This window comes from Micromonospora mirobrigensis (genome assembly GCF_900091555.1).
GTDB lineage: Bacteria > Actinomycetota > Actinomycetes > Mycobacteriales > Micromonosporaceae > Micromonospora > Micromonospora mirobrigensis.
This window is the reverse complement of sequence record NZ_FMCX01000002.1, coordinates 673,495-699,344: the sequence shown is the minus strand read 5'-3', so window position 1 is coordinate 699,344 and position 25,850 is coordinate 673,495. Positions and strand designations below refer to the sequence as shown.

The 25,850-nt window shown below is 70.8% G+C and carries 24 protein-coding genes; 9 read left to right on the top strand and 15 right to left on the bottom strand.

What is annotated here, in order from left to right; translation table 11 throughout:
* Positions 1-359 precede the first annotated feature (359 nt).
* Positions 360-836, top strand: coding sequence for a hypothetical protein (locus tag GA0070564_RS28840; RefSeq protein ID WP_141714744.1), 477 nt, complete (start codon positions 360-362; stop codon positions 834-836).
* Between the two features lie 69 nt (positions 837-905).
* Here GA0070564_RS28840 and GA0070564_RS10455 read toward each other — a convergent pair whose 3' ends face one another.
* The 7 genes from GA0070564_RS10455 to GA0070564_RS10425 are packed head-to-tail and all read right to left on the bottom strand — an operon-like array spanning position 906 to position 7,800.
* Positions 906-1,157 carry a phosphopantetheine-binding protein gene (locus tag GA0070564_RS10455; RefSeq protein ID WP_091606476.1) on the bottom strand — a complete coding sequence of 84 codons (252 nt, stop codon included), beginning with the start codon at positions 1,155-1,157 and terminating at the stop codon, positions 906-908.
* 1 nt (position 1,158) lies between these two features.
* Positions 1,159-2,040 (bottom strand): 3-hydroxyacyl-CoA dehydrogenase family protein, encoded by an 882-nt coding sequence (locus tag GA0070564_RS10450; RefSeq protein ID WP_091606472.1) that lies wholly within the window; start codon positions 2,038-2,040, stop codon positions 1,159-1,161.
* A gap of 27 nt (positions 2,041-2,067) precedes the next feature.
* Positions 2,068-3,267, bottom strand: coding sequence for a class-II aminoacyl-tRNA synthetase family protein (locus tag GA0070564_RS10445; protein ID WP_091606468.1), 1,200 nt, complete (start codon positions 3,265-3,267; stop codon positions 2,068-2,070).
* A gap of 40 nt (positions 3,268-3,307) precedes the next feature.
* Positions 3,308-4,462, bottom strand: a complete 1,155-nt coding sequence (locus GA0070564_RS10440; protein WP_091606465.1) for an acyl-CoA dehydrogenase family protein — start codon at positions 4,460-4,462, stop codon at positions 3,308-3,310.
* The gene (locus tag GA0070564_RS10435) at positions 4,447-5,730 is read right to left on the bottom strand and encodes an acyltransferase domain-containing protein (RefSeq protein WP_091606462.1); all 1,284 of its coding nucleotides are present in this window, start codon (positions 5,728-5,730) and stop codon (positions 4,447-4,449) included. Before GA0070564_RS10435 ends, GA0070564_RS10440 begins: the two co-directional genes overlap by 16 nt.
* Positions 5,731-5,759: 29 nt before the next feature.
* A complete protein-coding gene (locus GA0070564_RS10430; RefSeq protein WP_091606459.1) occupies positions 5,760-5,954 on the bottom strand; it encodes an MbtH family protein in 195 nt (64 codons plus the stop codon).
* A gap of 16 nt (positions 5,955-5,970) precedes the next feature.
* Complete coding sequence (locus tag GA0070564_RS10425; protein ID WP_091606456.1) at positions 5,971-7,800, bottom strand: non-ribosomal peptide synthetase; 1,830 nt, start codon at positions 7,798-7,800, stop codon at positions 5,971-5,973.
* Positions 7,801-7,928: 128 nt separating this feature from the next.
* Between GA0070564_RS10425 and GA0070564_RS10420 the strand changes: the two genes are divergently transcribed.
* Both GA0070564_RS10420 and GA0070564_RS10415 read left to right on the top strand, forming a co-directional pair.
* A complete protein-coding gene (locus tag GA0070564_RS10420; RefSeq protein WP_091606453.1) occupies positions 7,929-15,575 on the top strand; it encodes a non-ribosomal peptide synthetase in 7,647 nt (2,548 codons plus the stop codon).
* A 3-nt stretch (positions 15,576-15,578) separates the two neighbouring features.
* Entirely contained in the window at positions 15,579-16,349 is a 771-nt protein-coding gene (locus GA0070564_RS10415) for a thioesterase II family protein (protein ID WP_091606449.1), read from the top strand.
* Between the two features lie 39 nt (positions 16,350-16,388).
* Here GA0070564_RS10415 and GA0070564_RS10410 read toward each other — a convergent pair whose 3' ends face one another.
* Both GA0070564_RS10410 and GA0070564_RS10405 read right to left on the bottom strand, forming a co-directional pair.
* A complete protein-coding gene (locus GA0070564_RS10410) occupies positions 16,389-17,657 on the bottom strand; it encodes an MFS transporter (RefSeq protein WP_176730629.1) in 1,269 nt (422 codons plus the stop codon).
* Between the two features lie 83 nt (positions 17,658-17,740).
* Positions 17,741-18,334: an ArsR/SmtB family transcription factor gene (locus GA0070564_RS10405; protein WP_091606442.1), complete on the bottom strand. Its 594-nt coding sequence runs from the start codon at positions 18,332-18,334 to the stop codon at positions 17,741-17,743.
* A gap of 272 nt (positions 18,335-18,606) precedes the next feature.
* On the opposite strand from GA0070564_RS10405, the gene GA0070564_RS10400 reads away from it, so the two are divergent.
* Positions 18,607-18,990, top strand: a complete 384-nt coding sequence (locus GA0070564_RS10400) for an SDR family oxidoreductase (protein WP_245669898.1) — start codon at positions 18,607-18,609, stop codon at positions 18,988-18,990.
* 15 nt (positions 18,991-19,005) lie between these two features.
* Here GA0070564_RS10400 and GA0070564_RS10395 read toward each other — a convergent pair whose 3' ends face one another.
* On the bottom strand, positions 19,006-19,335 hold the full coding sequence (locus GA0070564_RS10395) for a sigma factor (protein WP_245669897.1): 330 nt from the start codon (positions 19,333-19,335) through the stop codon (positions 19,006-19,008).
* A 115-nt stretch (positions 19,336-19,450) separates the two neighbouring features.
* Here GA0070564_RS10395 and GA0070564_RS10390 point away from each other — a divergent pair, with 115 nt between their 5' ends.
* Together GA0070564_RS10390 and GA0070564_RS10385 are read left to right on the top strand one after the other, a co-directional pair.
* On the top strand, positions 19,451-20,416 hold the full coding sequence (locus GA0070564_RS10390) for an ABC transporter permease (RefSeq protein WP_091606438.1): 966 nt from the start codon (positions 19,451-19,453) through the stop codon (positions 20,414-20,416).
* Positions 20,417-20,521: 105 nt separating this feature from the next.
* Positions 20,522-20,803 carry a PqqD family protein gene (locus GA0070564_RS10385; protein WP_091606434.1) on the top strand — a complete coding sequence of 94 codons (282 nt, stop codon included), beginning with the start codon at positions 20,522-20,524 and terminating at the stop codon, positions 20,801-20,803.
* A gap of 56 nt (positions 20,804-20,859) precedes the next feature.
* Here the strand turns inward: GA0070564_RS10385 and GA0070564_RS10380 are convergent, their stop codons facing one another.
* Genes GA0070564_RS10380 through GA0070564_RS29270 form a run of 3 tightly spaced genes read right to left on the bottom strand, consistent with a single transcriptional unit; the run spans position 20,860 to position 22,455 of the window.
* Positions 20,860-21,258: a lasso peptide biosynthesis protein gene (locus tag GA0070564_RS10380; RefSeq protein ID WP_176730628.1), complete on the bottom strand. Its 399-nt coding sequence runs from the start codon at positions 21,256-21,258 to the stop codon at positions 20,860-20,862.
* On the bottom strand, positions 21,251-22,180 hold the full coding sequence (locus GA0070564_RS10375) for a nucleotidyltransferase family protein (protein WP_176730627.1): 930 nt from the start codon (positions 22,178-22,180) through the stop codon (positions 21,251-21,253). Before GA0070564_RS10375 ends, GA0070564_RS10380 begins: the two co-directional genes overlap by 8 nt.
* Positions 22,177-22,455, bottom strand: a complete 279-nt coding sequence (locus GA0070564_RS29270) for a hypothetical protein (protein ID WP_176730626.1) — start codon at positions 22,453-22,455, stop codon at positions 22,177-22,179. The genes GA0070564_RS10375 and GA0070564_RS29270 overlap by 4 nt, the downstream gene beginning before the upstream one ends.
* Before the next feature lie 348 nt (positions 22,456-22,803).
* Between GA0070564_RS29270 and GA0070564_RS29265 the strand changes: the two genes are divergently transcribed.
* The 3 genes from GA0070564_RS29265 to GA0070564_RS10365 are packed head-to-tail and all read left to right on the top strand — an operon-like array spanning position 22,804 to position 24,220.
* Entirely contained in the window at positions 22,804-22,953 is a 150-nt protein-coding gene (locus tag GA0070564_RS29265; protein ID WP_176730625.1) for a hypothetical protein, read from the top strand.
* A gap of 26 nt (positions 22,954-22,979) precedes the next feature.
* Complete coding sequence (locus GA0070564_RS10370) at positions 22,980-23,594, top strand: ABC transporter ATP-binding protein (RefSeq protein ID WP_091606421.1); 615 nt, start codon at positions 22,980-22,982, stop codon at positions 23,592-23,594.
* Between the two features lie 35 nt (positions 23,595-23,629).
* Positions 23,630-24,220 carry a GNAT family N-acetyltransferase gene (locus GA0070564_RS10365; RefSeq protein WP_091606417.1) on the top strand — a complete coding sequence of 197 codons (591 nt, stop codon included), beginning with the start codon at positions 23,630-23,632 and terminating at the stop codon, positions 24,218-24,220.
* Here GA0070564_RS10365 and GA0070564_RS10360 read toward each other — a convergent pair whose 3' ends face one another.
* Both GA0070564_RS10360 and GA0070564_RS10355 read right to left on the bottom strand, forming a co-directional pair.
* Positions 24,221-24,538, bottom strand: coding sequence for a BON domain-containing protein (locus GA0070564_RS10360; protein WP_091606412.1), 318 nt, complete (start codon positions 24,536-24,538; stop codon positions 24,221-24,223).
* Positions 24,492-25,460 (bottom strand): LysR family transcriptional regulator, encoded by a 969-nt coding sequence (locus GA0070564_RS10355; protein ID WP_091606410.1) that lies wholly within the window; start codon positions 25,458-25,460, stop codon positions 24,492-24,494. Before GA0070564_RS10355 ends, GA0070564_RS10360 begins: the two co-directional genes overlap by 47 nt.
* Positions 25,461-25,850 lie beyond the last annotated feature (390 nt).

Genomic DNA, 25,850 nt, shown 5'->3' with positions numbered 1-25,850 from the left:
GGCGGCGGGCGCGCTGCGGTCCTGACTGCTGTTCGCGCCGCCGAGTACGCAGACCGACAACGGCGTTGGTGCTGCTGCCGCCATAGTGAACATGTCTATCCGCCGCCCTCTCGACAAGCCGGTTCACACCAGCCGGTGGGTGGTGCAGCACCGATACTCACTGCCGGGCCTATCGGCGTGCTGTCGGCTCGTGCCGTCATGAGGACGCGATCGCAGGCCGACGGTCGACCGAGGCGGAAGCCCGGCGAAAGCCATGGTTCGTACAACAGTCGTGACGGTCGTGGTGTCGGTGGGACGGCTTCAGCAGCGACCGCCGGCCACCGCGTCGGACCGCATCGCCGAGGGGGAGTGACCACCGTATGCGCTATCTGGAGCCGCCGGAGGTCGATCTATTCCTGCAGGATCTGCGGGACGGGCCGTCGCGGCGGTTCCGCCGGGTCGTCGTCCGCTATGCGTCCGACGGGATAAGTGTCGACAGTCTGGCGGCGGCCCAACAGCGATTGATCGACGACGTACCCGAACTGGCCGATCGGGTCCGTCGTGACCAGGGTGGCTGGCGCTACGAGCCGTGCCCCGTAGCGCCGGAGGTCTATGTGGAGACCCATCAGATCGACATCGAGGACGAGGCCGCCCGCACGCGGCTGAACCTCGAGCGTGACCGCCCGCTGGATCCGGTGATGGGCCCGCTCATCCGGATCAGTGTGCTGCGTTACCGCTCCGGTGACGCGCACCTGCTGCTGGCGCTGCACGAACTGGCCGCCCGGATGCGCTCGTCCAGGGCGGTGATGCGGTCGTTGCTGGCAGTCGCCACCCCGGTTTCCCCGCCGGCTGGGTGACCTCACCGCCACAGACCAACTGGCCGGCTGCCCACGGGCAGCCGGCCAGTTCGTCGTGCGGGACGAGGGCTACAGCGGGGCGACCAGCCGATCACCGGCGTGGTCGACCACGAACTGGTCGATCGCGGCGATGGACCGGAAGTTGCGGATGTCGAGGTCGTCCCCGGCCACCGTGATGCCGAACGTCTGCTCCACGAACATGATGACCTGCACGGCGAAGAGGGAGTTCACGTAACCGTTGGCGAAGATGTCCTCGTCGTCGGCGATGCCGTCGGCCTGCCGCCGGACGAACGCACGGATCGTGTCCAGGTGGTTCTGCATGTCAGTTCCTTTCCGGAACGGTTGTGGGGTCCGTGGTGCGGTAGTCGAAGAGGCCCTGCCCGGTCTTGCGGCCCAGGTGACCGGCGTCGACGAGCTTCCGCAGCAGCAGGCTCGGGCGGTACTTGGGTTCGTTGAAGTTCTCCAGGAGGACGTCGAGCGAATAGAGCACGGTGTCCAGGCCGATGAGGTCGGCGGTGGCCAGTGGTCCCATGCGGTGCCCGAAGCACTGGACGAAGAGCCGGTCGATCTCGGCCGCCGGTGCCACGCCCTCCTGCAACAGGCAGATGGCCTCGTTGACCATCAGCATCATGGCGCGATTCGTGACGAAGCCGGGCGAGTCCTCGACCACCGCAGTGTCCTTGCCGAGCCGGGAGATCAGGTCACGGGTGAAGGCGATGGTCTCGGGCGAGGTGTGGAAACCGCGGATGACCTCGACCAGCGGCTTGAGCGGCACCGGATTCATGAAGTGGGTGCCGACGACCCGGTCGGCCCGCTCGGTCAGCCCGGCGATGCGGGTGATCGGGATCGCGGACGTGTTGACCCCGAAGACCGCGGCGGGCTTGCACATCTCGTCCAGCTCTCGGTACACCCGCTGCTTGAGCGAAAAGTTCTCGGTGATGTTCTCGACCACGAAGTCGGCGTCGGCCACGTCAGCGAGCTCGGTGCTGAACGTGATCGCCGCCAGCGTTGCGCCCGGTGTGCTCTCCGGCGTACCACCGACCATGCCGAAGAGCCGCACGTTACGCGCTATCTCTTCGGCCGCTCGGTCGAGAGCGGGTTTGCCGATGTCCACCAGGGTCACGTGGTGGCCGCCGGCGGCGAAGGCGTGCGAGACGCCGATCCCCATGGTTCCCGCCCCGATGACGGCGATGTTCTCTCGCACGGGTAATCCCCTTTCAGTTGTCATGACTCATCGGCCGTCAGGCGCGGCGAGCAACTCGGCGACCCGGGCGGGCCAGCCGGCCGGGTCGAGTCCGTGCTGGCACACGACGGCATAGGCCAGCCGCTCCAGGCCGAATCCGGCACACGCGGAGTGCGCGACCTCCCCGTCGGACATGTGGATGCCGAAGGCCGATCCGAAGGTGCGCTCGTGGAGGTTGAACGACCCGACCGCGATGTCCCGGCTGCCGCCGACGTCGAGCCGCAGCTCGTACTTGAGCTCGAGCAGACGCTGCGAGGTGGCGCGGGCGGCCACGTCGAGATCGCCGAAGAACGGATCGCTCGCCACCTCGCACCGGCCGCTGAGGCCGAGATCCTCGGTGAGACCCAGAATGCGGTCGAGGAGGCGCTGCCGGCCGGCTGTCACATGGTCGCGGTCGCCCAGGAAGACGATCTCCCGGATGGTGAAGTCCCAGAGCCGCTCCAGACCGCTGTGGTACTTCTCCTCGTGGCGGAACGACTTGCCGCGGGCGGTCACCACGCCGGCGTCCTCCGGCAGCGTTCCGTCGGCGTGCTGGTGGAAGGTGTGATAGCACATGGTCGGAGGGAGGCAGTAGTCCACGCCGGCGCACCGGTCGAGCACATCGGGCACCATCGCTCCGCCGGTGCTGGTGTCCGTCACGAAGTCGCGGTAGACGTCTCGATCGCTGTGCAGGCGGCTGACGAACATCAGGTACTGCGGGAAGGACGTCAGGTAGCCGCAGCGGTGCATCACGGATGCCGGGATCAGCGTCGGGTAACGCTGTTCGCGCGCGCGGAACTCGTCCACGACGATGTCGCGAATCGTGTCGTCGAGGGCGTCCATCAGGTGCAGCATCTGTGGGCCCAGCGCCACCTGGCCCTGGCCGGAAGGCGACGCCTCCCCGTCGGCCATGAGCCGGTCGAAGGTCCCGTCCGGGACGGGACGCTCGGCCGGGGAGGACCAGATGACCTTCGGTGGACGGGTCAGCTGGCTCAGGACATCGTCGTTCAGTACAGCGTTGACCTTGCGCCGGACCTGGTCGACGTCTCCCTGGTCGGCCACCGTCAGGTCGACGGCGGTGACCTCATCGCCGTTCCGGACGAAGCGGAAGTTGAGGATGTCAGCGGTGGCGAAGAAGATCCGGCGGCCGAACTCCTCGGCGGAAACAGACGACAGCGGCTGTTCCATGGCGATGGTGAGGGTGGTCAAGAGATGCCTCCTCGGGCATGACAGGTCGCGAGCCGGCTGTTCATGCGGGCAGGCCGATCAGCGAAGCGATGATGTTGCGCTGGATCTCCGAGGTGCCGCCGTAGACCGTGCCGGCCAGCGCGTCGCGTACTTCACGTTCGATCGGCTGGTCCTCGACATAGCCTCGGGCGCCATGGATCTGCAGGGCTGCCAGAGCGGAATCGACGAGACCTTCGCTGGCGTACAGCTTGAGCATCGCCGCCTCCAGCATCGCCATCCGGCCCTCCCGCTTGAGCCAGCCGACCTTGTACAGCAGCAGGCGGGCCAGCTCCAGACGGACTCGCATGTCAGCGATGGGATGTGAGACGCCCTGGAAAGCGGCGATCGGTCGGCCGAACTGCCGGCGCGCACTGGCATGCGCCACGGACCGCTCCATGACCCGCTGGAGGGCGCCGACCTGGGCGGCGAACATGAAGCCGCGCTCGTACTCCATCGCCGACGTGAAGAGCCGGTATCCGCCACCGGCAGCGCCGAGCAGGTAGTCCTCCGGGATCACGCAATCCTCGAACCTGACCTCGCCCATCGGGGTCCCGCGCAGACCGGCCTTACCGATCTCGCGGACGACCCGGACGCCCGGCGTCGACGCCGGGACGATGAAGGCCGACAGCCGCCCCTGCGGCGCCGCATCGGGTTCGGTAACGGCGAAGACCACGAACAGATCGGCCACCGGTGCGTTGCTGATGAAACACTTGGTTCCGGTGAGGAGGTACTGACCGTTCTCCTCGACGGCCCTGGTGGTCACCGACAGGGCGTCAGAGCCCACGTCCGGCTCGGTGAGCGCGTGTGCGCCGATCGTCGAGCCGTCGATCAGGCCCGGCAGGAACTGCTTGCGCTGCTGCGGGGTGCCGTGCTCAGCGATGTACACGGCGCAGGCCCAGACGTGGTTGTTGATCGCGAAGACCAGACCATTGTCGGCGCATCCGTAGGCGAGCGCCTCGAAGGCGACGACGCAGCTGAGTGGATCCAGTCCGGCGCCTCCGTACTCGGCCGGGAAGGGCCAGCCCAACACCCCGAACCGGGCACACTCGTCCCACCCCGCACGGTCGAACCGTGCCTCGCGGTCGTTCGCACCGGCCTGCTCGCCCAGGCGTGCCTGCGCGAATTCGATGATCTCGGTGCGCAGCCGGCGTTGGTCCTCGTTCAGCGCGAAGTCCATGATTTTCCCCTCTCGGCGTCCGCCGGCCCGGATCCGGCCGCGGTGGGTTCCCAGGCGCCGTTCGCCCAGGCGTGTGCCAGCACCCGGGCCATCGCGGCCACCTCGCCATGGTCGTTGCCGCGGCTGGTCAGGGTGGCGACGACCGGTGGTGTCCCCGGGCCGCGGGGACGCGCGGGGTGCTGGTTGGCGAGCGAGGTGAGCATCTGCCCGGCACCGACCTCGACCGCCAGCACGCGCGGCATCCCCCACATGCGCGCCAGGTTGCCGGCGAACTGGACCGGCTGGCAGAGGTGCCGGGCCCAGTAGCCGGGCGAGCAGGCTTCCTCGTCGGTCAGCCAGTCACCGGTGACGTTGGAGAGCACCGGGATGCTCGGCGGCGTGAGGGGAATGTTCTCCAGCAGACGCTCCAGCGGCCGGGCGACCGGATCCATCAGCGGGGAGTGGAAGGCGTGCCGGGCCGGCGCCGGAAGAGTGGCGACACCCGCAGAGGTCAGCCGTTCCGCCAGCCGGGCGACGGCCGAGGGCGTCCCTGACACCTGACACAGCCCGGCGCCGTTCACTGCGGCGAGCCACAGGTCGTCTCGGAGATGCTCGGCCAGGTCGCCCGGATCCAGCATCACGACCAGCATGGCGCCGGCCGGTACCTCCTCGATCAACGCCGCTCGGCGCGTGACCAGGGTCAGTGCGTCCCGGATGTCCAGCACTCCGGCCACGCAGGCCGCAACGTACTCCCCGATGCTGTATCCGACCAGCGCGGCGGGTCGGACGCCCCAATGCAGCAGGAGCCGCGCGAGGCAGTACTCCAGGGCGAAGACCAGCGGTTGCGCGAGGCTGGTCCGGCTGAGAGGACCGCCGGCATCCCGCTGGAGGAGCTCCCGCAGGGACCACCCGGTCGGGCCCGACTCGTCGGTGAGCAGCAGCTCGCGCAGATCCTGATCGAGAAGGGGGCGGAGCATCTCGCTGACCCGGTCGAGCTCGGCCCGATAAGCGGGTACGGCGTGATAAAGGTCGCGGCTGAGACCGGGACGCTGGTCGCCCACGCCGGGGAACATCAGCACCACCGAAGCAGGCGGGACGGGCCGGCCACGGGCGACGAGCCACGAATCCCCGCCGTCGAGCAGTTCGGTGCAATGTGCCGCATCGCGTCCGAGCGCCACGACACGATCCTCGTCCGGCGCACCGGGTCGTCGCCGCAGGAGCCAGCCCTCGGCGGCCACGGTGCTGGGGCCCGTGGCTTCTGGCGATGGGATGTTCGTCGTGTCGGTCATTCGGGATTCCCCTTCGCGCGCCGGGTCGGTTATCCGTCCATGCTTCGGCGCAGCGACAGTGGGCGCATGTCCGACCACACCTCGTCGATGTGGCTGAGGCAGTCATCCTTGGTGCCGGTCGTGCCGTCGGGCTGCCAGCCGTCCGGAGGGGTCCGGTGCAGCGGCCAGATGGAGTACTGCTCCTCGTCGTTGATCACGACCTGGAACTGCTCCGTGGTGCTCATCTCGTTGTCCTTCCGGTCAGCTGCGCGCCATGCGCAGCACGTCCTCGTCACTCAGGGCGGCGACCTGGCGCTCGACCAGCTCCTCGATACGGGCGGCCACCGCCTCCACCGTCGGATGCTCGAAGAGCAGGTTCATCGGGATGTCGGTGCCGAAGGTGCGGATCATCTGGCTGGTGGTCCGGATGGCCAGCAGGGAGTGCCCGCCGAGAGCGAAGAAGTTGTCGGTGGCGCCTACCCGTGGGGCACCCAGCATGTCCTCCCAGATCCGGGCCACCACCTTTTCCGGTGGTGTCCGGGGGGCCACGTGCTCGTCCTGCTCGACCGCCGCAGGCGTCGGCAGTGCCTGCCGGTCGAGCTTGCCGCTGGGCAGTCGGGGCAGGTGGTCGAGCAGTTCGATGGCCGACGGCACGGCATATCCCGGAAGGGTCGCGGCGGCATGCTCGCGCAGCCGGGCGGCCGTCAGGCCAGGCTGGTCGACCACCAGGAACAACGCGATACGGGCGTCGCCGGACGGCCCGCGCCAGGTGGTCGCGGCGGCATCGGACACTCCGTCGCATCCCCGCATCACGGCCTCGATCTCGCCCAGCTCGATCCGTACCCCGCGGATCTTGACTTGCCGGTCCTGACGGTCGAGATAGTGGAGCCGGCCGGCACGGTCACGGCGGCCGCGGTCGCCGGTGCGGTACACCCGTTCGCCGGGCCGCCACGGATGAGGCAGGAAGGCTGCCGCCGTGCGCCCGGGCGCGTGGAGGTAACCGCGGGCCAGGCCGATTCCGCCGATGTAGAGGTCGCCCGCTTCGTCGTCCGGGACAGCCTGCATGCGGTCGTCGAGGACCAGGACCTCGTTGCGGTCGATCGGACGGCCGATGCTGACCGAGGCGACCGGCCCGGAGCGGTCCTCAGGCGTGCAGGTATGACAGGTCGAGTCGATCGAGACCTCGGTGGCGCCCCAGGTGTTGTCGAGGGTCACCGTGTCCCCGAAGCGGGCCAGGAACCGCTCGGCCAGCCGGGCGGGCAGCGCCTCGCCGCTGGACAGCACGCTGCGGAGTCGGTGCAACCGGTGGACATCGGCGTCGGTCAGCTCGTCGAGGACCAGCTCCAGCATCGACGGTACGAAGTTCAGGTGTACCGCCTCGTACCTGATCGCCGCGTCGATGATCGCGCGAGGGTCACGGTGCGCGCCCGGCGCCAGCATCGCGGTCCGGCCACCGGCGGCCAGTGGCCAGAACAGCTCCACCGCGGCGTCGTCGAAGGTCAACGTCGTCTTGTGCAGAACCGTCTCGGCGGGACTCAGCGGGTGGTGCCGCTGCATCCAGTCCATCCGGTTCGTCCAGCCCCGGTGCGTGCAGGCCACTCCCTTCGGGTGCCCCGTCGAGCCGGACGTGTAGTAGACGGCGCAGAGGCCGTCCGGGTGGACGTCCGGCAGTGCGGGTCCCGGGGTGGGCCCGGCGACGCTGAACGGCAGGACGACGGCGACCGACCGGAGCGCCTCGGCCGTGCTGGCGATCTCGCCGGGCCCGGCCAGACAGATCCGGGCCCGCGCGTCGGCGACCAGTTGCCGGGTCCTGGCCGGTGGGGTGCCGGGCTCGATCGGCAGGTAGGCCGCGCCGGCGCGGAGGATCCCGAGCAGCGCCGTCACCATGGCCGCCGACCGGTCCGGCACGATCGCCACCACGTCGTCCGTACGGGTTCCCCCGGCGACGAGGGCGCCGGCGATCCGATCCGCTCCCGAGACGAGGTCGCGGTAGGTGAGGGCGGTGTTCCCGTCGATCACGGCGATCGCATCCGGCGTCCGGTCACTCTGCGCCACGACGGCCGAGTGCAGGATGGCCCTTGGCTTGGTCATGCCGGCGACGTTGCCCGGTCGACCTATCGAGGCCCTGTTCGATCCCTGTCGGCGCCGGATGCCGCTCCGGTCCCGGGGGGATAGGGCGCCGATAGACCGTGGATAGCCGGCCTCGGGATGGTGCGGCCATGCGAGCGAACCCCCATGACACGGTCGACAGTCTGTTTCGAGCCCAGGTCGCGGCCACGCCGCAGGAACCGGCCATCACCGCGGACGGTGTGACGTTGTCGTACACGGACCTCGACGCACGGGCTTCGGCGGTCGCCGCGGCCCTGCGCCGGCGGGGGTTCGGGCCGGAGACCCCGATCGGTCTGTGCGCCGAGCGGAGTGTGGCGATGATGGCCGGCCTGCTGGGCATCATCCGGGCCGGCTGCGCGTACGTGCCGCTGGACCCGGACTATCCGGTCGACCGGCTGGCGTTCATGCTGACCGACACCGCGGCGCCGGTGGTCCTCACCCACGACGGTCTGATGAACGGTAACGGCGCCGGCGTACCGGTGCTCGACATCGACTCGCTTCCGCCGGGCGAGGCACCCCCGGCGCCCGCCGATCCGGACAACTTGGTCTACGTCATCTACACCTCGGGATCGACCGGCCGCCCGAAAGGGGTGCTGGTCCCCCACCGCGGGGTCGTCAACCGGCTGTTGTGGCACCAGCGCGTGCGACCCATCGGCCCCGGCACCACGATCCTGCAGAAGACACCGATCAGCTTCGACGTGTCCGCCTGGGAGTTGTTCTGGCCGCTGGTGAGCGGTGCCCGGTTGGTCCTTGCCCGGCCCGGCGGACACCGCGATCCGGCCTATCTGGCGCAGATCATCGCAGCCGAGAGAGTGGACATCGTCCATTTCGTACCGTCCATGCTCGCCCAGTTCGTCACCGAGCCCGCCGTGGCGAATCTCGACTGCGTCAGCGATGTCTTCTGCACCGGCGAGGCACTGCCGCCCGATCTGGCCGACCGGGCCGCCAAGCTGATGTCGGCGCAGGTGCACAACATGTACGGGCCGACCGAGACCTCGATCGAGGTGTCGGCGCACACCTGGCAGCCGGGCAGTGACGGGACGAGCGTTCCGATCGGTGACCCGATCGACAACGTGACCTGGTACGTGCTGGACGACAACTTCGAACCGGTGCCGGCCGGTACGGAGGGTGAGCTGTACATCGGCGGCGTCGCCGTCACCCGCGGGTATCACCGCCGGGCCGACCTGACCGCCGACCGGTTCCTGCCCGACCCGTTCGCGGGCGGCGGGCACCGGATGTACTGCACCGGTGACGTGGTCCGCGCGCTGCCGGGCGGGCAGTTGGACTATCTGGGTCGCGTCGATCACCAGGTGAAGATCAATGGAAACCGGATCGAGCTGGGGGAGATCTCCGCCGTACTGCGCGGTCACCCTGCGGTGGCCGATGCCGTCGTGGTGACGCACAGCGAGAACCAGCACACCCGCCTGGTGGCCTACGTCGTCGGTACGGGTGACCGTCCCCTGCCCGGTCGCGACGAGCTGGAGTCGTGGTTGTCCCGCGACCTCCCGGCCTACATGCTGCCGGCGATGTACCTGCCGCTGGCGCACATTCCGTTGACCACCAGCGGCAAGGTCGATCGGGCGGCCCTGCCCGTACCCATGCTGACCCGCGCCGACCTGCGATCGCCGTACTCACCCCCGGAGAACCCGACGCAGCGGACCCTGACCGCGGTCTGGAGCGAGGTGCTCGGCCTGGCCGAGCTCGGCATCGACGACGACTTCTTCGCACTGGGTGGCGACTCGATCTCCGCGCTGCAGATCATCGTCCGCACCCGGGATGCCGGGCTGCAGACGACTGCCGCGCAGATCCTCGGTCTGCGGACCGTCCGCCGGCTTGCCGACGAGGTCGTTCCGACCACGGGTGCCCCGGCGGTCGCCGGTCACGTCGAGGACCCGGCGCTGGCCGAGCTACGCAACCGCGCCGACATCGCCGACGCGTACCCGCTCACCTCGATGCAGGCCGGCATGCTCTTCCACAGCGAGCTGTCCGAGGACAGCGGGGACTATCACCAGCAGACGGTGATCGACGCCGTTGCGCCCGTCGACGACGAGGCGCTGACCGCGGCCCTCCAGGACCTGGTCGACACGCACCCGGTGCTGCGGAGCCGGGTCCAGCTCGAGGGGGTCGCCGACCCGACCCAGGTGGTGCTGCGGCGGTTCGCGCTTCCGGTCCGGAAGATCGACTGGCGAGACCGCCCGGACGCCGAACGCCCGGCTCTCTTCGCCGCGTTCCTCCGGGAGGACCGGTTAGCGTCGTTCGATCTCGTCTCGGCGCCACCTGTGCGCGCCACTCTCATCGACTTCGGAGCCCACACCCGGCTGGTCCTCAGCCACCATCACCTGATCCTGGACGCCTGGAGCCTCGCCACGCTGACCGAGCAACTCGGCGTCGCATACGCTGCTCGGCGTGCCGGGCGCCGCGCGGAGATCCACGGCGTGCCGTACCGGCGTCTCACCGACTGGCTCCGCGCTCAGGATCGCGGACCCACCGAGGACTTCTGGCGCGCGTACCTGGCCGGCCTGACCGAGCCGACGGCCTGGGAGGTGCACGGTTCGGGCCACGACACCGCCACGGACGGGACGATCGGCGAGGTCACCATGGACGTCGACGGCCCGCTGCTGGCCCGGCTGCGTGCGGCCTCCCGGAACGCGGGGTTGACCGCCAGCACGCTGGCGCACGGGTTCTGGGCGCTGCTGCTGGCGGTCTACAGCGGACAGGACGAGGTGGTGTTCGGGTCGACGGTGGCGGGGCGACCGGCCGACCTGCCCGCGGTGGAGGACATGGTCGGCCTGTTCATCAACACCATTCCGGTACGTGCCTGCTACCACGGGAGCGACACCCTGGCCGGCTGGCTGAACGACCTGCAGACCGACCTGGTGCGGATGCGCGATCACGCGCACGCGGCGCTGCCGGACATCCAGGCGGTGAGCGACATGCCGAGGGGCACGCCGTTGTTCGACACCATCGTCATCGCCCAGAACCAGCCGGGCACCGGTCCGGCCGCGCACGCTGCGGGTCTGCGCCTGGCCGAGACGTACGAGCGCACCGGCTATCCGCTGATCCTGATGGTGGAGGAGCAGCCGGACCGGATCCGCTTCCTCCTTCGCCACCAGTTGCGCGCCGTGCAGCCCGAGACCGCGCGACGCATCGCCGACCACCTGCGTACGGTGGCCGAAGCGTTCGCCGAGGAACCCGGCCGGCTGCTCCGCGACACCTCCGTGCTGAGCCGGGCCGAACACGACCGTCTGCTGAGCATCAACGACACCGTGGTGCCCGGCCCCGACGATGCCACCATCCATGGCCTGTTCGAGGAACAGGTCCGCCGCACGCCGAACGCCGCTGCGCTGCTCTGGGGCGAGCAGACGATGACGTACCGGGAGCTGAACGCCAGGGCGAACCGGCTGGCCCGTCACCTGAAGGGCATCGGTGTCGGTCCGGAGAGCCTGGTCGGCGTGATCGTCGAGCGCAGCCCCGAGCTGCTGGTCACCCTGCTCGCGGTGCTGAAGGCGCAAGCCGCGTACGTGCCCCTGGCGCCGGACAACCCGGCCGCGCGGGTCCGCACCATCATGGCCGACGCCGGGCTGTCCCATGTGGTGTCCCAGGACCAGTACCAGACCTTGCTGACCGACCCACCTGGACAGGTATGCCTGCTCGACCGCGACGCCGAGCTGATAGCTGAGCAGGACGACACCGACCCGCCCGGGGCCCGGCACGCCGACCAGCTCGCCTACGTCATCTACACCTCGGGCTCGACGGGACGACCCAAGGGGGTGGCCTGCCACCATCGCGGCCTCGTCAACTACTTGCGGTTCTGCGCCGATCGGTACGCGGGCGGGCGCGACGGCGGCACGGCTCTCTTCTCATCCGTCGGATTCGACATGATCGTGCCGAACCTCTACACCCCACTGCTGCTCGGCCGACCGGTCCGCCTGCTGCCGGAAGGGCTCGACCCGGCGCAACTGGCCGCGGAACTGGTGCGCGGTGGCCCGTACAGCTTCCTCAAGATGACCCCGGGTCACCTGGAGCTGCTCACCCAGCAACTCACCGCCGCGGAGGCGGCTGGACTGGCGGGGGTGCTCGCCGTCGGTGCGGACGCGTTTCCGTCTTCCGCGTTGCGCCGCTGGCGGAGCCTCGCTCCGGACAGTGACATCCTCAACGAGTACGGTCCGACCGAGGCGTCCGTGGCGAACTCGGTGTACACGCCGGTGGGTGATCCAGTCGATCGGGATCTGCTGCCGATCGGTAGTCCGATCCCGCACACGACGATGTACGTACTCGACCGAAATCTGGCCCCGGCGCCGGTCGGCGTGCCGGGGGAGATCTACATCGGCGGCGTCTGCCCGGCCCGGGGTTACCTGCACCAACCCGGCTTGACCGCGGAGCGTTTCCTGCCCGATCCCTACACCGGTCGCCCCGGCATGCGGATGTACCGCACCGGCGACCGGGGCTACCAGCTGCCCGACGGCAACGTGCAGTTCCAGCGCCGACTCGACGACCAGGTGAAGATCCGCGGGTACCGGGTCGAGACCGGCGAGATCGAACAGCATCTGGCCACCCATCCCGGCGTCGAGCGGGCGATCGTGTTGGCCCGGTCGGATCAGCAGAATCGCCGCCAGCTGGTCGCCTACGTCGTCGGTAGCGGTACCGGTACCGACGACGCAGGCGGCGTGCCCGGCGCGGGTGAACTGCGCGAGTTTCTCGGCCGGCTCCTGCCCGGCTACCTGATCCCTTCGCTGTTCGTGGCGATCGACGCGGTGCCGCTGGACGCCAACGGCAAGGTCGAGCGTCGGGCGTTGCCCGCCCCGGACCTCGTCGCGGAACCCGCCGACCGGGGATACGACGCCCCTCGCGACGAGGTGGAAGTGCGGGTCGCGGCCATCTGGGCCGCAGCACTGGGCCTCGATCGGGTCGGTGTCCACGACAACTACTTCGAACTCGGCGGCGACTCCATCCTGACGATCCAGATCATGGCCGCGGCCCGCGCGGAGGGCCTGGAGATCACGCCGAGGCTCATCTTCCGGTATCCGACGGTGGCCACCCTCGCGGCGCACACCGAGCCGGTGGCGACCGCCTCGGACGCGGCCGGGGCGGAGGCCGGCGACATCGGCGGCACCCTGCCACCGACGCCGATGCAAGCCTGGTTCCTGAATTGCGACCTGGCCGACGCACACCACTACAACCAGTCCGTCCTGCTGGAGACCGAGATCGAGGACCCGACGGTGATAGCCGAAGCGCTGCGCGCCGTCGTGAACAGGCACCCGGCGCTGCGGGCGCGCTTCACCCGGACCGATGCGGGCTGGCAGCAGCACATCGAGCCACCCGGGGATGCCGACCTGTTGATCCACGAGTCGATCGCCGACGACGAGGAACTTTCGGCCGTCGCGGACCGGGTGCAGGCAAGCCTCGATCTGACCCGCGGACCCTTGCTACGCGCAGCGCTCGTCACGCGCCGGGACCGGCCGGCCAACCTGATCGTCGTCGTCCATCACCTCGCGGTCGACACGGTGTCCTGGCGGTTCCTGGTCGAAGACCTGGCGGCGGCGTGTGACACCGACGGGCAGGACGCCGCCCTGCCGGCCCCGGAGGTGCACCCCGGCGTGTGGGCCGCAGCGCTCAAGCGGCGCGCTGACGACCCGACGGTGCTGGCTCTGTGTGACCGGCTCACCGTGCCGACCGGGACCGCGCTGCCCGGCGACCCGGACGCGGGCTCCGACCTCGTCGGCGCCGCCAGCACCGTGCGCGCCGAGCTCGGCGTGAAGGACACCCGGCTGCTGCTGAGCGGCGCCCCCGCCGCCCGGCACGTGCAGGTCGAGGACGTGCTGCTGACCGCCCTCGCCCGGGCCCTGCGGGACTGGGCCGGTGGCTCGGTGCGGGTGGACGTCGAGCGGCACGGCCGCGACCATCCCCTGCCCGGCATCGACATCTCCCGTACGGTCGGCTGGTTCACCTCGGTGGTGCCGTTCGCACCGTCGATCGACGGCGATGACCTCGGCGCCGCACTCGACACCGTCAAGGAACATCTCCGCTCGATGCCCCACGGCGGCTTCGACCATGCCCTCCTGCGTCACCTCAGTACCAGCCCGCAGGCGGATCGGTTGCGCGCCGAGCAGGACGCCGAGGTGGTGTTCAACTATCACGGCCGGGTGACACCGCCGTCCGCCACCGGTCCGCTGCGCATGCTGGCACCGGTGTGCGGCGCCGACCGTGCACCCGGGCAGCGCCGTACCCATCCGATCGAGATCGAGGCCGAGATCCGCGAGGACCGGCTCCTGGTCGATTGGACCTACCCTCCGGAGCGGCTGGCGGAGTCGAGCGTGGTGACGGTGGCCGAGCGGTTCCTCGACCACGTCAACGAACTGGTGCGGTACTGCGTCGCACACCCCGGCGGGCACACTTCCTCCGACTTCCCGCTCGCCCGCCTGACCGACGACGAAGTCCGCCTCATCACCTCCGGGCCCGGAGTCGTCGAGGACGTCTATCCGCTCACCACCACCCAGGCCGGCATGCTGTTCCAGACTCTTCTGCGCCCGGACGAGGGCGTCTACATCGACCAGCAGAACCTCCGGCTGACCGGTGCGGTGGACCTGGCTCTGTTCGAGCGGGCCTGGCGCGAGGCCGCGGGCCGGCACGCAATCCTGCGGACCACCGTGGACTGGCAGAGCGGGCAGGAACCGGTTCAGGTCGTCTGGCGGGAACCGGAACTGTTCATCCGTACGGTGGACGATGCGGCCGGAGTCGCGGTCGCCGAGCGGAGTACGGGCATGACCCTCGACCGGGTGCTCTGGAAACTGGTGCTGAGCCGTTCGGAGGACGCCGTCACCGGCATCCTCACCTATCACCATCTGCTGCTCGACGGATGGAGTGTCGACCTGCTCCTGCGCGACGTGATGGCGGTCTACACGGCGTTGCTGGAGGGACGACCGGCCCGCCTGGAGCCCGCGACGGCCTTCCGGCAGTACGTCGGCTGGCTCGGGACGTTGGATGCCGTCGAATCGGGCCGGTACTGGGCCACCCAGCTGCACGACGTCACTGAGCCCACCCCGATGCCGGTTCCGGCACCGCAGGCGGAGCGCCGGGGGAGCGACTACGTGACGCTCAGCCTCACCGACGAGCAGACGCGGACCGTCCGGGCATACGCGCGCGGACACGGGCTCACCCTGGCCAGTGTGGCCACTGCCGCCTGGGCGACAGCGCTCGGTCACCTGACCGATCGCGACGACGTGCTCTTCGGCTGCACCGTCTCCGGGCGCACCGCCGCATTTCCGGGGGCCGACCGGGTCGTCGGGCCGATGCTCAACACGTTGCCCGTCCGGGTGCGCCTCGACGCCGGAATGGCGGTGCCCGCCTGGCTCGACGACGTCCAGGCGCAGATGGTGCCTATGCAGGAGCACGAGAACTCGCCCCTCAGCGAGGTCCAGGAGTGCACCGGGATCCCGCGCGGGGTGCCGCTGTTCCACAGCATCGTGGTGACCGAGACGCTGTCGCCGAGGGTCTGCACCGGCCGGGCCACGCTCACCGTGGCCGGCGCAGTGGAGAGCACTGAGTATCCGCTGGTCGTCAACGTGGTTGACGCTGATCGGCTGCGGTTGGAGCTGCTCTACGACCGCCGCTGGTACGACGCCCCAGCCGCTGCGACCGTTGCGCACACCTTCCTCGAGGTGCTGCGCGCCCTGTGCGCCGGCGACGCCGAGACCCTCGGCGAGATCATGGTCGGGTCGATGCCCATGCCGATGTCCATCGCCAACGGGCAGGGGTGACCCATGGACACCGGTCTCCTGCCGTACCGCCGATCCACTGCGACGCCGCGGATCCGTCTCTACTGCCTGCCGTTCGCGGGCGGCAGCGCGGCGGCATATCTCGGCTGGGCCGATCGGCTGCCACCGGACGTCGAGCTGTGTCCGTTGCAGCTGCCCGGACGGGGCGCCCGGGCTGATGAGCCGCCGCGCACCCGGATCGCCGAGTTGAGCGCCGAGATCGCCCACGGCATAGCGGACGAACGGTACCGGCTGCCGTTCGTCCTGTTCGGGCACAGCATGGGCGGTCTGCTCGCGTACGAGACCGCCCAGATGTTGCGGGACAGGGGCGGTCCGGAGCCGCGGCGCCTGGTGGTCAGTAGCGCGCGCAGCCCGGACCGCTGGAACCGGCTCCGGACATCGTCCCACCTCGGCAGCGATGCCGCCTTGACCACGATGTTACGGGCGCAGGGCGGCACGCCGCCCGAGTTCTTCGATCACCCCGACCTGGTCGCCCGCGCCATTCCGATCCTGCGGGCGGACCTGGAGGCGTGCGAGCGCTACCGGTACGCCGAACGGCCCCCGCTCACCGTGCCGATCGATGTGCTGGGCGGGCGTGACGACCCCGAGGTCGACGAGGCTGACCTGCTCGGCTGGCGGAGGCACAGCACCGCGCCATCGTCGCTGCACGTGTTCGACGGGGGCCACTTCTACCAGGAGAGTTCGACGGACGCGATGTTCACCGTACTCACGGCCGTATTGTCCGGCATCTGCCTGCCTCGCCACTCCTCCTCGTGACCCGGCACCTCGCTGCCCCGCTGATCGGTCCTCGACCGGTCAGCGGGTCGTAGCGGGTTGCGGCGTCACCGGGCGGCGGTCGTTGCGCGCCGCGAGGTACAGCGGGGCGGCGACGGCCAGGATGATCGCACCGATCACCATCGCCGCGCTCAGGCTGATGGCGTCGGCCAGCGCGGTCAGCGTGACGAGTCCGAGTGCGGCGGCCGGCTGCGAGACCATCGAGTTCAGCGACAACACGGTGGCGCGCTCGTCGGTGCCGACCTGGCGGTGCAGCAGCGCGTTGTGCAGCGGGTTCGACGCGCCGTGCACGAGATAGCAGGCGAGGAACGCGGTGATGATGCCGGCGAGCCCGCCGAACAGTGCCATCGCGGCGACGGCGAGCCCCTGCAGGACCCGCATCAGGGCGGCGGCGAGCGGCGTGCCGACGCGTTCCGCAACCGGGATGATCAGAGCCGCGCCGGCTGCCGAGGCGATCCAGGCGAACGCTGTCAACGGCCCCATCAGCGAGGCGATCTGTTCCGTGTCTCCGGTTACCGCGGTCAGCCGGACCGCGGTAAGCGTCTCGAAGCTGACCATCCCGAATCCCCACAGGATCTCCACGGCGAGCAGGCAGATCAGCACACGGGAGCGGGTCATGAGCCGCGTTGCACTGGCGACCGTCCGTCCGAATCGGACCGACGGGCGGTCTCGTCCGGACCGTTCCGGCCGGTTCCGCGGCTCCTCGCGCAGCAGGACCGTCACGAACCCGAGCTCGATCACCCGCACCACGATCGCGATGACGACCGGCGTGACGATGCCGGGAACGCCGGGAATCGGCTGAACCGCAACGAGGAGGCCGCTCAGCAACGAGCCCGCGCCGATGGCGATGCTCATCACGGTGCCACCCAGACCGAGTCCGCGCTCGATGGAGGTGTCCGGGTCCCGGGCCAGGGTGCTGTCCACGAACCAGGCATCGAGCGGTCCGCTGTCGAGGGCCCGATAGACGCCCTGGATCAGGAAGTAGACGGCGAAGGCGGCAACCGACGACGCGAAGGCGAACAGCAGCAGGGAGCAGATGTTGACCGCGGAGGCGAAGAGCAGTACCGGTCGCCGACCGAACGTGTCGGCCGCGCCACCCGTCGGCACTTCGAGGCAGAGGATCGTCAGTCCCTGGATCGCCATGACCACGCCGAGTTGGCCGAGGCTGAGTCCACGCTGAAGCGGCAGGAGCACCAGCACCGGAATGATCAGGCCGCTGGGGAACCACCGAAGGGCGAGCAGGATCAGATAGTCGCGGCGGATCCTCGAGGCGTTGGTCGGCGGTGGCACAGCATTCCCTCCTTCGATCGGTGCACCCATCGAGCGCACGGGTTGGCCCTCGCCGGAACACGAAGGGGGAGCCGAAGCGTCGGTCAACCGCCTGACGCGGTCGGCGGCAGCGGCGCGATGATCAGAGTGATGTCGATCGGTACGGCACCCTCGGGCCGGCTCGCGGTGTCGCCGAGCGGACGGCGCTGCACCCAGGGCGAGATGAGGGCCTCCCAGGCGCGGTGCAGCTCGGCCAGCTCGTCGACGGTCAAATAGGCGAGGTTCTGTGAGACCCCGGTGTGCTCACTCCAGCGGGAATCCATCTCCGGGCGGCGTTGCTGCCACTCGGCCAACTGAGCGGCGCTGCGCTCCAGCACGAACCGCTCCAACATGCTCAGTCCCTCGTGGCCCTCGGCTGTCTCGCCGGGCTCCCAGTCCTGGGAAACGGCGGTCACCCGCCACGGGCGCTCCCGGTTGTCGCTGCGGCCGGCCTGCTCGACGAAGCCGTACTTCCCGAGCTGGCGCAGGTGATGGGAGGCGAGCGCCTGGCTGATCCCCAGCGCGCGCGCGGCCGTCGCAGCCGTCATGGTGCCCTCACGGCCGACGAGTGCGTGGAGCTTGAGTCGAAGCGGGTGGGCCAGAGCGCGCATGGCTACCGGGTCGCCGATGACGCGCCGCCGCCCACTTTCCAAGGACATGCTTGGAGTCTCCTCGCTTTCCGCCGAATGTCAAGCAGATGCTTGGGAATCTCCCGCCCGGCGGGCTGCGGGCGGGCGGCGAACCTGGCCGGTCAGCCGGCCGCCCTGGTCGCGTGGCAGCGCGAGCCATTCCGGCCACCTGAGGTCGCGGTCCGGACAGCGGGGTCCAGGCAGGGTCGCCGGGTGTCCCAACCGGCAGGGCTGTCCGGTCATGGCTGGCGCAGCCGGAGCGAACGCCTCGGCTGCGGGACCGAGACAGGGATGTGGGAGCCATGAAGATCGCCGTGCTGGGTGGTACCGGGCTCACCGGCTCGCAGGTCGTGAAGATCCTCCAGGCAGACGGGCACGAGGCGGTGCCGCTGTCCCCGCCCAACGGGGTGGACCTGCTCACCGGTGCGGGCCTCGACACCGGGCTCAAGGGCACCGACGTCGTGCTGAACCTGACGAACTCGCCCACGCTCGACGAGGCGTCGGCGGGCTTCTTCGGTACGACGATGGAGAACCTGTTGACGGCTGCCGGGCAGGCGGGCGTCGGCCACGCCGTGATCCTGTCCATCGTCGGCGTCGACCAGGTGCCCGACCTCGTCTACTATCGCGCCAAGGTGTTGCAGGAGGACCTGCTCGAGGCCGTCCGGTGCCCTACTCGTGCGGCGTGAGCCGCTCCATCAGCATCAGGACCGCGAGTTCCAACGCCTCCCCGCGCTCGGCACCCAGGAACGGGTCCGCGCTGGTGTCGACCGGCTCCGGAGCCACGGCCCGACGTACGTCTCGCGGCGCGCCCGCGCCGACCGGAGCTCGTCGATGGCCAGCCGGGTCGTGGTGGTGGCCAGGAACGCGCCGGGGTTGTCCACCACGCTGCGGTCGGTCGCCTGCCACCGCAGCCAGACGTCCTGCAGCAGGCCATCGGCCTCGCTGGCGCTGCCGAGCATCCGGTACGCGATCCCGAACAGGCGCGGTCGCACTCCCGTGAAGACCGACGCCGCCTCGTCGAGATCACCCACGGCTGGCCTCCCAGGTCGTTCGTGCCGCCCACGCCAGCCCGCCGGCCCGCATCGGGCGTCTTCCGGGAGTGCCGTATCGGCCGCGAGCGCGTTAACCGAGGGGGAGGAGGCGCGCATGCGGGGATTCGACGAGCTGCCGGCGGGCGGCGGTGCTGCCGCCGACGGGCCGGGGGCGGAGCCGTCCGGCATCGACGTGCTGCTGGCGAGCCGTCCCGGGGCGCGCGTCGCGGAGGACGGCGTCGACGGCGACCGTCGGACGCGCGGTGGGGCGCCCTCGCAGTGGCGGGCCGGCGGGCGCGGGATGCTGGCGCTGTTGCGCCGGGACCTGACCGAGCGGCGAGGGCTGCGCCTGTCGTTCCTGCTGGGCCTGCTCTTCGGGCTGCTCAACCTGCTGGTCTTCCTGTTCGTGTCCCGGGTGCTGACGCCCGTACCGGCCGGCGGCCTGGAGCGGGCGGCCAGCTATTTCGACTTCGTCGCGGTGGGCATCGTCTTCCTGCTGGTGCTCCAGGCCGCCACCCTGCAGGTGGTCGCCCGGGTGGTCACCGAGCAGCGGGACGGGACGCTCGAACTGCTGGCCGCCCAGCCGGTGCCGGGCTGGTCGGTCGGGCTGGAACTGGCCGGCTACCCATTCGCCTTCGCGCTGCTGCGCGCCGCGCTCTACCTGGCCCTGCTGGCCGGCTTCTTCGGCCTGCACGTCGGCCATGCCGACTGGCCCGGGGTGACGGTCATGCTGGCCCTCGCCGCCCTGTGCACGCTGCCGATCGGGGTGGCGCTGATGGGGATCGGGGTCGCGATCGGGTACGGCGACCCGGCCGCCCGGCTCCTGGTGGTGGCCCTGTCGTTCCTGTCCGGCACGTACTTCCCACCGTCGGCCCTGCCGCACGTCCTGCACCCGGTGTGCGCGGTGCTGCCCACCCGTATCGCGCTGGACGGGCTGCGGCACGCGCTCACCGGGGGCGGTTGGCGGGGCACGGCCGCGGTACTGGCCGGCACCACCGCCGTACTGCTGCCGTTGTCCGCCTGGATCTTCGATCGTGCGCTGTGGATCGCCCGGCGCCGAGGGGTCCTCACCCGTGACTGATCTCGGTCGACTCCTCGTTGGTGCCGGCCAGCCATCCCGCTACGGGCAGGGGCGCAGCAGAAGTGGCCGGACGGCCGCGCGACGACCTACTCAGGAGGTACCGAGATGAACACCGACACATCAACCGTGTACCGGGTCCGGGACGACCGGGTGGCCTGGCGGGCGGCGGGCGACGAAGCGGTGCTGCTGGACGTCCGGCAGTCGGTCTACTTCGCGTTGGATCGCTCGGCGGCGCTGCTGTGGCCGTATCTGGTGGCGGGGGCCACCGCCGCAGAGCTGGCCGAGGCGCTGGCCGGGCGGGAGGCGGTCGACCCGGAGCGCGCCGTCGCCGACGTGCACGCCTTCCTCGCCGAACTGGAGGCCGCCGACCTGCTCGAACGCCGCTGACGCCCGCGCCGCTGACGCGCTCAGCGCAGCAGAGCGGCGGGGAGGCGCCGGTCGGGTCAGGGCAGCCAGGAGGGCGGTACCGGGCGCCGCAGGATTTCCGCCAGCTCGTGCCGGTGCGGGTCCGGATCGCCGTCGAGCCAGGCGTGGGCGTGGAAACCGGCGCCGGGCGCGCTGACCCCGATCACCACGGTCCGGGTCACCCCGTGCCGGGCGAACCAGCGCTGTCGCACCAGCGCGCTCTCCAGGCAGTTGCCGCCGCTGCGGTGCAGCGCGTGCCGGACCAGGGTGTCGGTGCCGCCGGGCGGGGGCGCGGCGAGACGTACCGCGTCCAGCCCGCCCCGGGCGAGCTGGCGGCGTACCCGCCGGCAGGCCAGCATCGTCCACGCCACCAGCGCCAGGCCGAGCGGTCCGTGCCGGCGGGTCAGGCGGGCCAGGGCCCGCAACCGGTCAGCCATGCGACCGCCGCCGCGCGGTCCGCAGTTCCCGCAGCGCCCGGGGCAGCTCCCGGACGTGCCGGCCGGCCCGCCGGACGTATGCCCGCAGCAGGCCCCACCGGCCGTGCCGCGCCCCCGCATCGAGCTGCCGCAGGTACGCCGGTGGCGGCAGCACCAGCCGGGCGAGGAAGCGGAGGCGATGCCCCGGCCCGGACTGTTCCGCCCAGCGGGCCAGGCCGACCGAGGTGGGGCTGGCCAGCCGGGCGGCGAGCCACGCCGACGACGGGCTGGGTGCGGCCGGTAGGCCGAGGCGGTCCGCGGTCGCCGCGCCGGCCGGCAGCACCCGCAGTTCCACGGTGAACGCCGCCGTGGCGGCGCAGTCGACGGCGAGCCGGCCCGCCGCGTCCCAGGTGTCCGGGGGCAGGGCCGTCAGCGCGCGGGCCAGGTCCCGGGCGGGTTTGCCGACGCCGCCGGGGGTGGCGGCGTGCAGGGCGGCCAGCAGGGCGGTGCCCGCCTCGTCCGGTACGAGGATGTGCCCGCCGACCAGGTCGAGGGGTGCCGCACCGGCGCGCAGCGAGCGCCACAGCGCGTCGTGGTCGCCGACTCCGGCGAAGCCGCGGTGCAGGTCCACGGTCAGCGGTAGCGGGCCGGGGGCGGACCAGGGCTGTTCGTGCCAGGGCCCGGCGACGTCGTACAGGTCGGGGGGAAGTTTCGGCCGGTAGCCGGCGGCGTGTAGGGCGGCCTGCGCGGCGGTGATGGTGTCCGGCGCGACGAGCAGGTCCACGTCGGCATAGAGCCGGTCGACGCCGAGCCGGCGGGCCAGCCCGACGCCCTTGAGCAGCACGCTGTCGACGCCGTGCCGGCGCAGCAGGTCGCTGGTGGACACGGCCAGGGCGTCGAGGGCGAGGCAGCGCAGCGCGAGGCCGCCGGTGGTGGTGGTCACGGCTTGAGCGTCGCGGAGGGATTCGTCCTCGTAGCCGTACGGGCCGCCTCCGGGGCGGCGGGCGCGGACGGCGGCCGGAGCTTCGCGTGCGTCGCGGCCCGCTCGCCCGGGTCGGGTTTCGCCGGGTGCCCGGACCGGGCCTGCGGCACGGCGGCGTGGGCCGCCGGCGCAGCCGGATCGGGGGCGCGCGCCGCGGCGGTGCTGGGGGCCGTCGCGACCGGCAGGCCGGCGGGTGCCGATCCCACCAGTGCGCGGATGCGGGACGAGGGTGACATCGGACCCACCTTTCGGGGTGGTGGAGCACGGTGCACGGACATGCGCGGCGGGCACGGGGCGCGCCGTGGGCCCGGTAGAAGACCGGGCACCGGAAAGAGACGAATACGAGAAAGACTTGCATGAATTGAAATAAAGCTATCTTGGTATATCACGTGCTGGCTGGTCAGTGAGCTGCTGGCGGCGCGTCCGTCACCCGTCCCTCTGTCCGGCCCGCCGTCCACTGTCGGTGTCCGGCCGGCTCCCGGCGCCGATCGGCGGACTTTGTGGACAGGGCTCTTTGCGATGTCTGTCATGCTAAAGGGTGCTAGCGTGCACATAGTCGGCATTCCTGCTCAACGGGGGATTTGATGAAGATTGCTCCGGCATCGCCGGCTCCGGCCGAGGGTCCGCAGGGCTACCCGCTGCGCCGGCTCGACACGCTGGCCGAGCTGACCCGGGGCGGCTCTCCCGTCGTCGACGACGCCGACGGCCAGGCCGGCGTCCAGGGATCGATCTGACCGCCGCGGGCCACTCGGTTTCCGACATGCTGCGACTCGACAGTGCCGGGCGGGCCTTCCGGCGGCGCCCGGTCTTCTCGGGCCTCGACCTGGAGGTCACGCCCGGCACCCGGTTGCTGCTGGCCGGTGGCAACGGCGCCGGCAAGACCACCCTGCTGCGCTGCCTGGCCGGCACGCTCTCGCTGAGCACCGGCCGGGCCACGATCGCCGGACGCCCGGCCGGTTCGCCAGGGGCCCGCCGCCTGGTCGGCGTCGCGCTCGCCCCGGAGCAGACCCTCTGCGGGCGCCTCTCCGGGCACGACAACCTGCTGCTGGTGGCCCGGATGCGACTGTCCACCCGGGAGGCCGCCCGGGTCGTCGCCCGGGTCGAGGAGGAGTTCGGCATCACCGACTACGCCCGGGTGCCGGCGAACCAGTGCTCCGCCGGGATGCGCGCCCGGATCAGCGTCGCCCGCGCCCTGCTCGGTGATCCGCCGGTGGTGCTGCTCGACGAGCCCGGACGGTCCCTGGACACCGCGTCGCGGGCGCTCCTCTGGGCCGCCCTGGACCGACGCCCGGGACTCACCTGCGTGTTCGCCTCCCACCTGGCCGAGGACCGGACCAGGTGCGACCGTGTCCTGGCCATGCCGGTACGCCGCTGAACCCGCGACCGGCCACCGCTGCCTAGACTCGGCGGATGTTCCGGCCGACGTACCCGATCCGCACCGCGCGGCTCACCCTGCGCCCGGTCACCCTCGGCGACCTCGACGACGTGCACGCCTGGCAGCGCCGGCCCGACGTCGTCCGGTGGATGCTCGGCGCCGAGCCGCGTACCCGGGAGCAGTCCCAGGCGTCGGTGCGCGCCATGGCGGCCGAGGACGCGCTGCGCGCGGAGGGTGACTGTCTGACGCTGGCGGTCGTCACCGACGCCGGTGTGATCGGGATCGTGGAGCTGGTGTGGCGTAGCCGGCACGACCGCACCGCGGAGATCGGGTACGTCTTCCATCCCGACCACGGCGGCCGAGGGCTGGCCACGGAGGCCGTCACGGCGTTGCTGGACCGTGGGTTCGACGAGTTCGGGCTGCACCGCATCTATGGCCGGTGCCACGCCGGGAACGAGGCGTCCGCCCGGCTGATGACCCGGCTCGGCATGCGGCAGGAGGCCCGTCACGTGCGCAGCTACCGGTTCCGGGGGGAGTGGGCCGACCAGTTGGTCTTCGCCGTGCTGGCCGACGAGTGGCGGTCCCGGGCCGCGACCGCCGGACCGCTCGGACGCGCCCCTACCTGATCAGCGCCGGGGCCGCGAGAGCCGCAGGGCGTTGCAGACGTCGAACACGTCGCCGGTGTCCCACGCGATCTCCCCGGCGACCTGACGGGTGTCCGGGTCGCTGACGATGCCGGTGAGGACCACCACCCGGTTCTGCACGCTCACCACGATCTGCTGACGGCGGGTGGTCCAGTCGCTGCTGAGCCGCTGGGCGACCGCCGTGGCGATGCGGATGTCGTGCTCGGCCGGCGGGGGTGACGGGTCGGCCTGCCAGGGATGCTCCCGGGCCGAGTCAGGTGCCGCCGACGAGATCCAGCAGTGTCTCGAACCGGTCGGCATGCGCCCTGATGTACGAGGCGTAGCGGGGGTTCCGCTTCTCGGCGGCCCGCAGATAGGAGTGCCCGAACCACACGAGCACGTCGCGAAACAGCGGCTCGGGAAGCGACCCCGGACGACACGCCAGGGTGTGGCGCAGCGTGATCTCCGGAACGACGGGGACCCCGACCGTCCCGGGGACCGGGCTGCTCGTGGGTGACGTCATGGAGACGTAGGTGCCTTCGGCGGCCAGCCGGCTGAGCACGTTCGAATCCCGTGACGCGACTGCGATTCTGGGTGTGAAGCCCGCCGCGTGGCAGGAAGCAACCAGGTGAGCGTAGAGGGGGTCGTCCTGCTTCGGTCCGAGCCACCGTTCGTCGCGTAGGTCCTTCAGTGACACGGAGGACGCGGTCGCGAGCGCGTGCCCCTCGGGCAGCACCACCCAACTCGGTTCATCCACGACGACCACCACCACGGCGTCGTCGGGGAACCTGGCCGGCTGGGTTGCGTTGTCCAGCCCTTGACACAGGTCGATTTCCTTGCGTCCCATCGCCCGTGCCCCGGCCTCCAGTGGGCCGACGCTGCGGCGTAGCTCATGCGGCCACCCGGCGGACGTCAGGTACTCATCGAGACCCGCGAGGGCGAACTCGTGGTGCAGGCGCACCACCTGCTCTGGCCGAGAGCCGATGGCGGAGACGGCCGCCTCGGCCTCACGCAGCTGGCGGTCGATGACCCGGCCGCGACCGACCAGTTCCCTGCCCGCGGCGGTCAGGCCGGTGCCAGCGGTGCCTCGTTCGAGCAGCACGACGCCGAGGTGCAGTTCGAGTCGACGGATCTGAGCGCTCAGCGCGGACTGCGCAAGCCCGAGGCGAATGGCTGCGGCGCGAATGCTGCCGGCATCGGCGATCATGATCAGGTTGCGCAGGTGCCGTACTTCCAGCTCCACGGGGCGAGGCTAGCAGGCTATCGCACGACAAGCTACGGGTGAGGACACGATCGGTATTACCTGTGCTCGATTCTCCTGCGGCATAGTTTCATTCATCGCCATCAGAGACGGCTCGAACGGCAGAAATCGCCTCGATGGCCACGCCGGGTACCCGGCCTGAACGACGAGTAACGCCGGCGACCGCGTCCGGCATCCGTTAAACGAGGGGCACGGCATCAAGGGACGGGCCGTCCTGCACGGCACCATTCACCAGAACGAGCATCAAGGCTGTCCGTCGACGCCGCCGCCGGCCTCGTGCACGTTCCGAAGATCCACAAATCGATCGACGACTCTGGCTATCAACGCTAGGTCGACGATGGCCGATTCATCGGTTCCCGCCAACTCAAAGGA